The organism is Streptomyces sp. NPDC034103 (assembly GCF_055575395.1).
The window spans coordinates 1-11,753 of record NZ_JBVISS010000001.1 but is presented as its reverse complement, the minus strand read 5'-3'; the positions used below and the strand labels follow the sequence as shown (position 1 = coordinate 11,753).

Genomic DNA, 11,753 nt, shown 5'->3' with positions numbered 1-11,753 from the left:
GGAAAGGGTTCACCGCCATGACACAGCTCCCCACACGCAGAGGACTGCTCTTCGGGGCCGCCGCCGTTTCCGCGGGTGCCGTCCTCACCGGCTGCACGAGCAACGAGTCGGACGACGAGCCCGCCGCGAACGACCAGCCGGCCGCCGACGACAAGCCCGGCAAGCAGGTCACCATCGGCTTCGCCGGACCGCAGGCCGACCACGGCTGGCTCAACGCGATCAACGACAACGCCAAGAGCCGCGCGAAGAAGTACTCGGACGTCACCCTGGAGATCACCGAGGGCTCCAACGACACCGCCCAGCAGATCGGCCAGATCGAGACTCTGATCAACAAGAAGGTCGACGTCCTGGTGATCCTTCCCGCCGACGGCAAGGCGCTCACCCAGGTCGGCCTGAAGGCGATGCGCGCGGGCATCCCGGTCGTCAACCTCGACCGAATCTTCAACACCCCGCAGGCGTACCGCTGCTGGATCGGCGGCGACAACTACGGCATGGGCCTGAACGCCGGTCACTACATCGGCGGGAAGCTCAAGGGGAAGTCGAACGCCCGGGTCATCGAACTGGCCGGCCTGGACAACCTGGAGCTGACCCAGCAGCGCACCAAGGGCTTCGACGACGCGTTGAAGAACTACCCGAACGTCAAGAAGGTGGCCCGGCAGGCCGCCGAGTTCACGGTGGAGTCCGGACAGGCGAAGATGGCCCAACTCCTCCAGGCCCAGTCGAAGTTCGACGCCCTGTGGAACCACGACGACGACCAGGGCGTGGGCGCGCTGCGCGCCATCGAGCAGGCCGGGCGGGACGACTTCCTGATGGTCGGCGGTGCGGGCGCGCTCTCCGCCTTCCAGGCCATCAAGAAGGACGACGGTGTGCTCAAGGCGACCGTCCTGTACCCGCCGACCATGGCCGCGTCCGCGATCGACCTCGCCCGCGCCCTGGGACAGAGCAAGGGGATCGGCGGGCTCGCCGAGTTCGAGATCCCGGCCTCCCTCACGCTCTACTCGGCCGTCGTCGACAAGACCAACATCGACCAGTACATGTCCACCGGCTTCAAGTGAGGCGTTCCGCCCGACGCGCCGGACGGCCCGCCGGGCGGGAGGCACCCCCCACCGCGCCACGACGACGAGGAGGACATCGCGCATGGCACAGCCGCAGCAGTCAGAAGGGGCCGACAAGCCGCCACTCCGGGTCGGCATGGTCGGCTACGCCTTCATGGGCGCCGCCCACTCGCAGGGGTGGCGCACCGCGGGCCGCGTCTTCGACCTGCCCAGGCAGCCGGTGCTGTCCGCGATCTGCGGACGCGACCCGGTCGCCGTGCGGGCCGCGGCCGACCGGCACGGCTGGGCGGCGGCCGAGACCGACTGGCGTGCGCTGATCGCCCGGGACGACGTCGACCTCGTCGACATCTGCACCCCCGGCGACAGCCACGCCGAGATCGCCGTCGCCGCGCTCGCCGCGGGCAAACACGTGCTGTGCGAGAAGCCCCTCGCCAACTCCGTCGAGGAAGCCTCGGTCATGGTCGCGGCCGCCGAGGAGGCGTCCACACGCGGCCAGTTGGCCATGGTCGGCTTCAACTACCGCCGCGTTCCCGCCACCGCGCTGGCCCGCGCCATGGTCGCCGACGGCCGCATCGGAGAGCTGCGGCACCTGCGGGTGACGTACCTTCAGGACTGGCTCGTGGACCCCGCGTTCCCCCTGACCTGGCGACTGCGCAAGGAACACGCGGGTTCGGGCTCGCTCGGCGACCTGGGCGCGCACATCGTCGACCTCGCCCAGTACCTGGCGGGGGAGCCGCTCGCGGGGGTCTCCGCCCTCCTGGAGACCTTCGTACGGGAACGTCCCCTGCCCGTCGGCGCCACCAGCGGACTGTCCGCGGTGTCGTCCGCCGGCACCGGCCAGGTCACCGTCGACGACGCCGCCCTGTTCACCGGCCGCTTCACCTCCGGCGCCCTCGCCTCCTTCGAGGCGACCCGGTACGCCACCGGCCGCAAGAACGCCCTGCGCATCGAACTCAACGGCTCCCGCGGCTCGTTGGCCTTCGACCTGGAGCGCCTCAACGAACTCTCGTACCACGACGGCACCGAGCCGGGCACGCACGCCGGCTTCCGCCGCATCCTCGTCACCGAACCCGAGCACCCGTACCTGGACGCCTGGTGGCCGCCGGGCCATGGCCTCGGTTACGAGCACACCTTCGTCCACCAGGCCCGCGACCTCGTGCACGCCATCGCCGAGGGCCGCCGCCCCGAACCCTCCTTCGCCGACGGACTCCAGGTCCAACGCGTCCTCGCGGCGGTCGAGGAGAGCGCCGAGAAGAACTCCGTCTACACGCCCATTGCCGTCTGAGGAGGCGACGCGACATGCCGCGCCAGTTCACGCTGTTCACCGGTCAGTGGGCCGATCTGCCCTTGGAGGAAGTCTGTCGGCTGGCCCGGGATTTCGGTTATGACGGGCTCGAACTCGCCTGCTGGGGCGATCACTTCGAGGTCGACAAGGCCCTGGCCGACCCCGGGTATGTGACGTCGCGTCACCGGCTTTTGGAGAAGTACGGGCTGAAGTGCTGGGCCGTCTCCAACCATCTGGTCGGCCAGGCGGTGTGTGACGCGATCATCGACGAGCGTCATCAGGCGATCCTGCCAACGGCGATCTGGGGTGACGGTGATCCCGAGGGGGTGCGCCGGCGTGCCGCGGAGCGGATGAAGGACACCGCGCGGGCGGCAGCCGCCTTCGGGGTGGACACCGTCATCGGGTTCACCGGCTCGGCGATCTGGCATCTGGTGGCGATGTTCCCGCCCGCGCCGGAGTCGATGATCGAGCGGGGGTATGAGGACTTCGCGGCGCGCTGGAACCCGATCCTGGACGTCTTCGACGCCGAGGGTGTGCGGTTCGCGCACGAGGTCCATCCCAGTGAGATCGCCTACGACTACTGGACGACCGTGCGTGCGTTGGAGGCGGTGGGGCGTCGTGCGGCGTTCGGGCTGAACTTCGATCCCAGTCATTTCGTGTGGCAGGACCTCGACCCGGTGGGCTTCTTGTGGGATTTCCGGGACCGGATCTACCACGTGGACTGCAAGGAGGCCCGCAGGCGGCTGGACGGCCGCAACGGCCGTCTGGGCTCGCACCTGCCCTGGGGGGACCCGCGCCGGGGCTGGGACTTCGTCTCCGCCGGTCACGGTGATGTGCCGTGGGAGGACGTGTTCCGGATGCTGCGCTCGATCGACTACCGGGGGCCGATCTCGGTGGAGTGGGAGGACGCGGGCATGGACCGGCTCCAGGGTGCCCCGGAGGCGCTGAAAAGCCTGAAGGCCTACGACTTCGAACCGCCGTCGGCCTCCTTCGACGCGGCGTTCGGCAACTGACCGACCGCCACCTCACCCTGGTCGCCGACACATCCCGGCACACCACACCACACCACACCCGCCCGTACAACAGGCCCCTTTCCGGAGGCATTCGTGCACGGGAAAGACACCCTCCAGGACGTCAGCGCCGAACCGTCCCGCGCACCGAGGGGCACCGCCGCCTCTGCCTTGTCCTCACGGGGAGCACAGGACCAGGGGCCCTGGTCGACGTGGACGACCTCGTCTCCACGGACCGGCGTCCAGATCGAGGAACTGCCCGTCAAGGGCGGCTGAGCGGCGGCGGGCGGGGGACGCCGGACCCCTGCCCGTCGCCTTTTTCGCCCCTGAACGGCGCCCCGCAAGGGCGTTCACCGAACACACCCCTGCCGGGCGTGCCGTGCCCGAAGACCCCCCACGTGTCGGCCCTGCCCCGAGCCACACCGCCCGCGTCCAAGGAGCGGCTCTGATGCGCATCTTCGACCCCCACATCCACATGACGTCCCGCACCACCGACGACTACGAGGCCATGCACGCCGCCGGCGTCCGTGCCGTCGTCGAGCCGGCCTTCTGGCTCGGCCAGCCCCGCACCTCGCCCGCCTCCTTCCTCGACTACTTCGACTCCCTCCTCGGCTGGGAACCCTTCCGTGCCGCCCAGTACGGCATCGCCCACCACTGCACGCTCGCCCTCAACCCCAAGGAGGCCAACGACCCGCGCTGTGTGCCCGTCCTCGACGAACTGCCCCGTTACCTCGTCAAGGACCAGGTCGTCGCCGTGGGCGAGATCGGCTACGACTCCATGACACCGGCCGAGGACACCGCCCTCGCCGCCCAGCTCCAGCTCGCCGCGGACTACGAACTGCCCGCCCTCGTGCACACCCCGCACCGCGACAAACTCGCCGGCCTGCGCCGCACCCTCGACGTGGTCCGGGAGTCCGCTCTGCCCCCGGACCACGTCCTGGTCGACCATCTCAACGAGACCACCGTGGAGGTGGCCAAGGACAGCGGCTGCTGGCTGGGGTTCTCCGTCTATCCCGACACCAAGATGGACGAGGAGCGGATGGTCGCGGTCCTGGAGCGGTACGGCCCGGAGAAGGTACTCGTGAACTCCGCCGCGGACTGGGGCAGAAGCGACCCGCTCAAGACCCGCCGGGTCGCCGACACCATGCTGAGGAGCGGGTTCGACGAGGACGACGTCGACCTGGTGCTGTGGCGCAACCCCGTCGCCTTCTACGGAATCAGCGGCCGCCTCGCCCTCGACACCGAGGCCACCACCGCCGGGGCCAGCCACGAGGGCAACTCGATCCTGCGCGGAGGCGAGTAGAGGATGCGCTTCCGCCACCCCGACGGCTCCACCGTCCACCTCGCCTACTGCACCAACGTCCACCCCGCCGAGACCCTCGACGGCGTCCTCGCCCAGCTACGCGACCACTGCGAGCCCGTACGCCGCCGCCTCGGCCGCGACCGCCTCGGCATCGGCCTGTGGCTCGCCGCGGATGCCGCCCGCACCCTCGACTCCGACCCCTCCGCCCTGCGCACCCTGCGTACCGAGCTCGACCGTCGCGGCCTGGAGGTCGTCACCCTCAACGGCTTCCCCTACGACGGGTTCGGTGCCGAAGAGGTCAAGTACCGCGTCTACAAGCCGGACTGGTCCGACCCCGAGCGCCTGGAGCACACCACCGCCCTCGCCCGGGTCCTGGCCGGACTCCTCCCCGAGGACGTCACCGAGGGCAGCATCTCCACCCTGCCGCTCGCCTGGCGCACCGCCCATGACACCGGACGCGGCGAGAAGGCCCTGCGTACCCTCGCCGAACGCCTCGACGCCTTGCAGGAGCTGACCGGCAAATCCCTGCGCGTCGGCCTCGAACCCGAGCCCGGCTGTGTCGTGGAGACCACCCATGACGCCCTCGCCCCGCTCGCCGCGATCGCCCACCCCCGCATCGGCGTCTGCGTGGACACCTGCCACCTCGCCACCTCCTTCGAGGACCCCCACACCGCCGTCGACGCCCTCACCGCGGCCGGCGTCCCCATCGTCAAGTCGCAGCTCTCGGCGGCCCTGCACGCCGAGCACCCTCATCTCCCCGAGGTCCGCGCGGCCCTCGCCGCCTTCGACGAACCCCGCTTCCTGCACCAGACCCGCACGTCGACGGCCGTCGGTCTGCGCGGCACCGACGACCTCGGCGAGGCACTCGACGGCGACACGCTGCCCGACGCGAGTCCCTGGCGCGCCCACTTCCACGTCCCCCTGCACGCGGCCCCCGCCGCACCCCTCACCTCCACCCTCCCCGTCCTCCAGGCAGCGCTGACCCGGCTGATCGGCGGCCCGCACCCGCGCACCCGCCACCTGGAGGTCGAGACCTACACCTGGCAGGCACTCCCGCCCGCGCTGCGGCCCCGCGGCCGGACCCAGCTCGCCGACGGCATCGCCGCCGAACTCACCCTCGTCCGCGACCTGTTGACGGACCTCGGCCTGAAGGAGCTCCCATGAGCACCCACGACGCCGCGCCCCACCTCGACCGCCCCGACCCCGGTCCGCGCCTCGACCGCCCCGACCCCGGTCGGCACCTCGACCCCGCGCCGCACCCCGACCGTCCCGACCCCGGTCCGCGCCTCGACCCCGGGCCGCACCTCGACCGCCCCGACCCCACCCCACTCCTCGTCCTCGACGTCGTCGGCCTCACCCCCCGTCTCCTCGATCACATGCCCCACCTCAAGACCCTCGCCCAGACGGGCTCCCAGGCCTCCCTCGGCACCGTCCTGCCCGCCGTCACCTGCGCCGCCCAGTCCACCTTCCTGACCGGCACCCACCCGGCGGAGCACGGGATCGTCGGCAACGGCTGGTACTTCCGTGAGCTCGGTGACGTCCTGCTGTGGCGCCAGCACAACGGCCTGGTCGCCGGTGACAAGCTGTGGGACGCGGCCCGCCGCGTGCACCCCGGCTACAGCGTCGCCAACATCTGCTGGTGGTACGCGATGGGCGCAGACACCGACATCACCGTCACCCCGCGGCCGATCTACTACTCCGACGGCCGCAAGGAACCCGACTGCTACACCCGGCCGCCGGCCCTGCACGACGAACTCACCGCGAAACTCGGCACCTTCCCCCTCTTCCACTTCTGGGGCCCGGGCGCCGACCTCGTCTCCAGCCAGTGGATCATCGACGCCACCCGCCACATCATGGCCACCCGCCACCCCGACCTGACCCTCTGCTACCTCCCCCACCTCGACTACGACCTGCAACGCTTCGGCCCCGACGACCCCCGCTCCCTGAAGGCCGCCGCCGACCTGGACCGGGCCCTGGCCCCGCTCCTGGACGACGCCCGCGCCGAGGGCCGTACCGTCGTCGCCCTGTCCGAGTACGGCATCACGCGCGCGGACCGCCCCGTGGACATCAACCGCGCCCTGCGCCGCGCCGGGCTGCTGGAGGTCCACACGCAGGACGGCATGGAGTACCTGGACCCGATGACCTCCCGCGCCTTCGCGGTCGCCGACCACCAGATCGCCCACGTCTACGTACGACGGGCGGAAGACCTGGAGGCGACCCGGGCCGCCCTCGCCGACCTGCCCGGCGTCGAGCAGCTCCTCGACGACGAGGGCAAGAAGGCCCACGGGCTCGATCACCCGCGCTCCGGGGAGCTCGTCGCCGTAGCGGAGCCGGACGCCTGGTTCACGTACTACTACTGGCTCGACGACGCCCGCGCACCCGACTTCGCGCGCCTGGTCGAGATCCACCGCAAACCCGGCTACGACCCGGTCGAACTCTTCATGGACCCCGTCGACCCGTACATCAAGGTCAAGGCGGCGACCGCACTGGCCCGCAAGAAGCTCGGCCTGCGCTACCGCATGGCGGTCGTGCCTCTGGATCCCTCACCTGTGCGCGGCAGCCACGGTCGCCTTCCGGCGAGCGACGACGAAGGTCCGCTGCTCATCTGCTCCACCCCCCGCGCTGTCGGCGACCGCGTCGCGGCCACCGATGTGAAAGCACTCCTGCTCGAACTGGCCGGTCTCACCTGACCGGCCCGCACCCCAGCCCTCACCACCGGCCTCGTACGACCGGCGTGTTCCGACCGGTCACCAGTCCGACTGGTCACCATTCCGACTGGTCACCGTTCCGACTGCTCACCAGTGAAGCACCCGCCACTGACATCGCCCTCCCACACCGAGGAGTCCCAGGCATGAGCCGCATCTCCCAGCCCGACCCGGAGCTCTCCCACCGCCTCAGCAGGCGAGGCATGCTCGGCGTGGCCGCCGGCGCGACCGCCGCCGCGCTCGTGGGAGCCGCGGCCGCGCCCGCCGGGGCCACCCCCGCCGCGGACGGAGCCGGAGCCGCCGCCAGTGCCGCCGGTCGCGGCCGTCCCGTCCTGCCCCCCGGCCGGCTCGGCATCCAGCTCTACAGCCTCCGCGACAAGGTCTCCACCCTCGGCTTCGCCCCCGTCTTCGCCGAACTGGCGAAGTACGGCTACGACGAGGTCGAGTTCGCCGGCTACACCCAGGGCTCGGCCGGCCCGATCACCCTCGCCCAGCTCAGGCGGCTGGCCAGGAACCACGGCCTGAACCCGATCGGCAGCCACGTCGGGTACTACTCCGACGACCCGAACGCCTACACCTTCGCCCAGAACCTCACCAAGGTCCTCGACGACGCCCAGGCCCTCGGCCTCAAGCACATCGGCACCGCCTCGGGACCCTTCCGCTACGGCTCCACCGTCGACGCCTGGAAGCGGGCGGCGGAGGAGTTCAACACCTACGGCGCGGCCGCCCGCGCGCGGGGCATGAAGTTCTACCAGCACAACCACTCCGAGGAGTTCTCCTTCGCCACCGACAACCCCAAGGTCCGCCTCTACGACGTGCTGCTCGCCGAGACCGACCCCGACCTGGTGTTCCTGGAGATGGACATCTTCTGGGCGTACTCGGGCCAGTTCCGCTTCTCCAAGCGGCCCGACGGCACGCCCGCGCCCTTCGAACCCCTGGACTACGTCCTCAGGCAGCCGCACCGCTACCCGCTCTTCCACGTCAAGGACGGGGTGAGCGACCCCGCGAACACCTACGGCTACCGCATGACCGACGTCGGCGACGGTGACATCGACTACCGGCGCTTCATCTCCGCCGTGACCAGGCTGCGCGGCGAACGCTTCGCCCACCACTGGCAGGCCGAGCACGACCAGCCGACCGAGTCCTTCACGTTCGCGCGGCGCTCCAGCGAACACCTGCACTCGCTGCGCGAGAAGTGCTGACCGGCCCCGCACACATGAGGAGGCCCTCCCGGCATCCCGGGAGGGCCTCCTCACACGCGCGTGCCGTCAGCCGGCGGGTTGCCGTACCGCGCGGTGCCCGGGCTGCCGCAACAGCAGGGCGACCACCGCGGCCACCATGGAGACGGCGCCGGCCAGGGCGTACGCCCCGTCATAGCCCCAGGCGGCGACCACCATGGAGCCGAGACCGCCGCCGAACAGACCGCTGATCAGCTTGCCGCTGTACACCAGCCCGTAGTTGGAGGCGTTGTAGTTCTCCCCGAAGTAGTCCGGGGTGAGCGCCGCGAACAGCGGGTAGAACGCGCCGCCGCCGAAGCCGGACAGGAAGGCGAAGAACAGGAACAGCGCCTCGCTCCTGACGTCGCCCGCCCAGATCACGCCGAACTGGGCGAGGCCCAGGACGACGATGACGAACACCAGGGTGGGCTTGCGCCCCCACTTGTCCCCGAGCCGGCGTACATGGCCGTGCGGGCCGTCAGCACGCCCTTCTCCCGCAGCCAGCCCGCCGGGAAGGCGACGCCGGCCTGGAAGAACACCCAGACGCTGAGGATCCAGAAGGTGTTGCCCTGAGTCCAGCCATGGGCGTGGGACAGCGTGTCCTCCGCCGAGCCGAACGCGTACTCGAAGACACTGATGGCCATCATGGCGATCCACGGCAGATACACCATGAGCTTGCGCGAGTGACCGAGGATGTCCCGGTCGGTCTCGCCCACGCGGTAGACGCGGCCGCGCGCGTCGGTCACTTCTCGGTAGGGACGGTGTGCGGCGTCGGGGTGGGACGACGGGCTGTTCGATGCGATGGGATCTGCCGTCATTGCAGGGCAATTCCTCCGTGTCAGGCCATGTGTGTCAGGCCGTGCGTGTCCTTCGGCCCGTGGGTGTCAGGCCGTTTCCTCGCCGAGCGGCTGGGGGTTGGGAGCGATACGGCGGGTGGTCCTCGGGGCGCCGGGCGCCTTCAGGAAGACGGCCAGGACGGCGGAGCACAGACCGATGGTCCCGGCCAGGACGAACGCGCCCTCGTAGTCCCACACATCGACGACGACCGCGCCCATACCGGAGCCCACGAGGCCGGAGATGAGCTTGGAGCTGTAGACCATGCCGTAGTTGGAGGCGTTGTTGTTCTCACCGAAGTAGTCCGCCGTCATGGCCGCGAACAGCGGGAAGATCGCGCCGCCGCCGAAGCCGGAGACCATCGAGCAGAACAGGAAGAACGGCATGCTGCCCATCTGGCCGGAGACCAGCACACCGAACTGGGCGGTGCCCAGTACCAGACAGACGATGATCAGGGTGTTGCGGCGCCCGTAGCGGTCGGAGATCCAGCCGATGACACCGCGGCCGGTGCCGTTGACGATCGCCTTCAGGGACATCGCCGTGGCCACGATCCCGCCCGCGAAGCCCATGTCCTTGCCGAACGGCACCTGGAAGGCGATCCCGAAGATGTTGATGCCGGCCGTGCACAGCAGGCAGAACCACATCATCCACAGCACGGGCTGACGAGCGGCCTCCTTCGGCGTGTACTGCTTGGGCGACGGCGGGTTCTTCTCCAGCGCCCGGCGGATCTTCGGGTCATCGGTGACCCTGAGCGGGTCGACCTGCGCGGGCCACCAGTTCTTCGGCGGGTCCTTGAAGAACCAGCCGGCGGAGGCCACCACCAGGCACAGTCCCACGCCCACGCAGGCGAGCACGATCTGGTAGTTGCTGAGGTCCATGTACGACGTGAACAGGAACACGAAGGGCACCGAACCGTAGGCGAAACCGCCGTTGACGAAGCCGGTCTTGCCGCCCTTGCGCTCCGGATACCACTTGCCGACCATGTTGACGCAGGTCGCGTAGACGAGACCGGCGCCGATACCGCTGCACATGCCGAAGCCGAAGTAGGCCACCAGCACGTTCGGCGCGAACGCCAGCGACACATAGCCGAGCATCGTGCCGACCGCGCCGAGCATCATCGCCGTACGGGCGGGCAGCTTGCCGCTCTCCCGCAGCTGGCCGGCGGGGAAGGCCACGGCCGCCTGGAAGAACACCCAGACGCCCATCAGCCAGAAGATGTGCCCACTGCTCCACAGATGAGCCTCGTGCAGCGTGTCCTCCGCGGAGGTGAACGCGTACTCGGCGGAGCTGATGCCCATCATGCCGATCCACGGCAGGATGACCATCCATTTGCGTCGGCGGCCCATGATGTCCACATCGGACTCCCCGATGCGGTACACGCGGCCGTTGTGGTCCGTCACCTCCCGGTACGGGACGGACGTCGAACAATCGATGGTTGTCATCGGGTCAAGCACTCCTTGCGTCGAAAGATCTGGCCAGCGCCCCCTGTCCAAATGCCTTTCGTGCGCGCACGGATCCCGGGGCCGGCCGACGCGCACCGTCGGCGGCTCCCGTGCTCGGTCAGGTCATGGACCGCCCCCCAACAGCCAGGAGACGCAGCCCTTCGGTGGTGCGCTCGACGGTCCCCACCTCAGACCACCCCGTTCGCCCTGAGAAGACGCAATTCCTCGTCTCCCAGGCCGAGTTCGCCGATGAGGATGTCTTCGGTGTGCTGGCCCAGGAGGGGGGCGGGAGTGATGTGGGTGGGGGAGTCGGAGAGTTTGAGGGGGTTGCCGACGGTGGTGAAGGTGCCCCGCCCGGGCTGGTCGACCTCGACGATCATGCCGTTCGCGGCGAGGGAGGCGTCCTCGATGATCTCCTTGGTGGAAAGAACCGGCCCGCACGGGATTCCGGCGGCGTTCAGCTTGTCCAGGACCAGCCATTTGGGCAGGGTCGCGGTCCATTCCTCGATCAGCTGGAACATCTTGGCGAGTTTGGGCAGCCTCGCCCGGGGGGTCGCCCACTCGGGGTCGTCGGCGAGTTCGGGCCGCCCGATGAGCCGGCTGATCGGGGCCCACCCCACGGGCTGGACGATCACATACACGTAGTCGTTGGGCCCGCCCGGCGCGCACCGCACCGCCCAGCCCGGCTGCCCGCCCCCGGAGGCATTGCCCGCACGGGGCACCTCCTCCCCGAAGTCGTCATTGGGGTACTCCGCCAGCGGACCCTGTGAAAGGCGCTGCTGGTCACGGAGTTTGACCCGGCACAGGTTCAGCACCGCATGCTGCATGGCCACATCCACCCGCTGACCACGCCCGGTACGCTCCCGCTGGAACAGCGCCGCCACAATCCCCGCCACCGCATG

9 protein-coding genes and 1 pseudogene are annotated in these 11,753 nt (G+C 70.0%); 7 read left to right on the top strand and 3 right to left on the bottom strand.

Annotated features, from left to right (window positions below):
* Nucleotides 1-17: 17 nt before the first annotated feature.
* The 7 genes from ACZ56U_RS00050 to ACZ56U_RS00020 all read left to right on the top strand — a co-directional run bounded on the left by ACZ56U_RS00050 (nucleotide 18) and on the right by ACZ56U_RS00020 (nucleotide 8,560).
* Nucleotides 18-1,055, top strand: coding sequence for a substrate-binding domain-containing protein (locus ACZ56U_RS00050; RefSeq protein WP_469081723.1), 1,038 nt, complete (start codon nucleotides 18-20; stop codon nucleotides 1,053-1,055).
* An 82-nt stretch (nucleotides 1,056-1,137) separates the two neighbouring features.
* Nucleotides 1,138-2,340, top strand: coding sequence for a Gfo/Idh/MocA family protein (locus ACZ56U_RS00045; protein WP_469081722.1), 1,203 nt, complete (start codon nucleotides 1,138-1,140; stop codon nucleotides 2,338-2,340).
* Between the two features lie 14 nt (nucleotides 2,341-2,354).
* Nucleotides 2,355-3,353 (top strand): sugar phosphate isomerase/epimerase family protein, encoded by a 999-nt coding sequence (locus ACZ56U_RS00040; protein WP_469081721.1) that lies wholly within the window; start codon nucleotides 2,355-2,357, stop codon nucleotides 3,351-3,353.
* Between the two features lie 445 nt (nucleotides 3,354-3,798).
* Nucleotides 3,799-4,653 (top strand): TatD family hydrolase, encoded by an 855-nt coding sequence (locus ACZ56U_RS00035; protein ID WP_469081720.1) that lies wholly within the window; start codon nucleotides 3,799-3,801, stop codon nucleotides 4,651-4,653.
* 3 nt (nucleotides 4,654-4,656) lie between these two features.
* Entirely contained in the window at nucleotides 4,657-5,817 is a 1,161-nt protein-coding gene (gene eboE / locus ACZ56U_RS00030) for a metabolite traffic protein EboE (RefSeq protein ID WP_469081719.1), read from the top strand.
* Entirely contained in the window at nucleotides 5,814-7,343 is a 1,530-nt protein-coding gene (locus tag ACZ56U_RS00025; protein WP_469081718.1) for a nucleotide pyrophosphatase/phosphodiesterase family protein, read from the top strand. Before eboE ends, ACZ56U_RS00025 begins: the two co-directional genes overlap by 4 nt.
* 161 nt (nucleotides 7,344-7,504) lie before the next feature.
* Nucleotides 7,505-8,560 (top strand): sugar phosphate isomerase/epimerase family protein, encoded by a 1,056-nt coding sequence (locus tag ACZ56U_RS00020; RefSeq protein ID WP_469081717.1) that lies wholly within the window; start codon nucleotides 7,505-7,507, stop codon nucleotides 8,558-8,560.
* A gap of 66 nt (nucleotides 8,561-8,626) precedes the next feature.
* On the opposite strand, the pseudogene ACZ56U_RS00015 reads toward ACZ56U_RS00020, so the two are convergent.
* From ACZ56U_RS00015 to ACZ56U_RS00005, 3 genes and pseudogenes are all read right to left on the bottom strand, one after another.
* Nucleotides 8,627-9,393: pseudogene (locus tag ACZ56U_RS00015) on the bottom strand (MFS transporter).
* A gap of 66 nt (nucleotides 9,394-9,459) precedes the next feature.
* Entirely contained in the window at nucleotides 9,460-10,851 is a 1,392-nt protein-coding gene (locus ACZ56U_RS00010) for an OFA family MFS transporter (RefSeq protein ID WP_469081716.1), read from the bottom strand.
* A gap of 188 nt (nucleotides 10,852-11,039) precedes the next feature.
* The coding region (locus ACZ56U_RS00005; RefSeq protein WP_469081715.1) for a CoA transferase at nucleotides 11,040-11,753 on the bottom strand (714 nt) is incomplete at its 5' end.

Bases quoted from the DNA above. Each gene is read 5' to 3' on its own strand.
- ACZ56U_RS00035 (WP_469081720.1), top strand. From the start codon at position 3,799: ATGCGCATCTTCGACCCCCACATCCACATGACGTCCCGCACCACCGAC.
- ACZ56U_RS00045 (WP_469081722.1), top strand. From the start codon at position 1,138: ATGGCACAGCCGCAGCAGTCAGAAGGGGCCGACAAGCCGCCACTCCGG.
- ACZ56U_RS00020 (WP_469081717.1), top strand. From the start codon at position 7,505: ATGAGCCGCATCTCCCAGCCCGACCCGGAGCTCTCCCACCGCCTCAGC.
- eboE (WP_469081719.1), top strand. From the start codon at position 4,657: ATGCGCTTCCGCCACCCCGACGGCTCCACCGTCCACCTCGCCTACTGC.
- ACZ56U_RS00025 (WP_469081718.1), top strand. From the start codon at position 5,814: ATGAGCACCCACGACGCCGCGCCCCACCTCGACCGCCCCGACCCCGGT.
- ACZ56U_RS00050 (WP_469081723.1), top strand. From the start codon at position 18: ATGACACAGCTCCCCACACGCAGAGGACTGCTCTTCGGGGCCGCCGCC.
- ACZ56U_RS00040 (WP_469081721.1), top strand. From the start codon at position 2,355: ATGCCGCGCCAGTTCACGCTGTTCACCGGTCAGTGGGCCGATCTGCCC.
- ACZ56U_RS00010 (WP_469081716.1), bottom strand. From the start codon at position 10,851: ATGACAACCATCGATTGTTCGACGTCCGTCCCGTACCGGGAGGTGACG.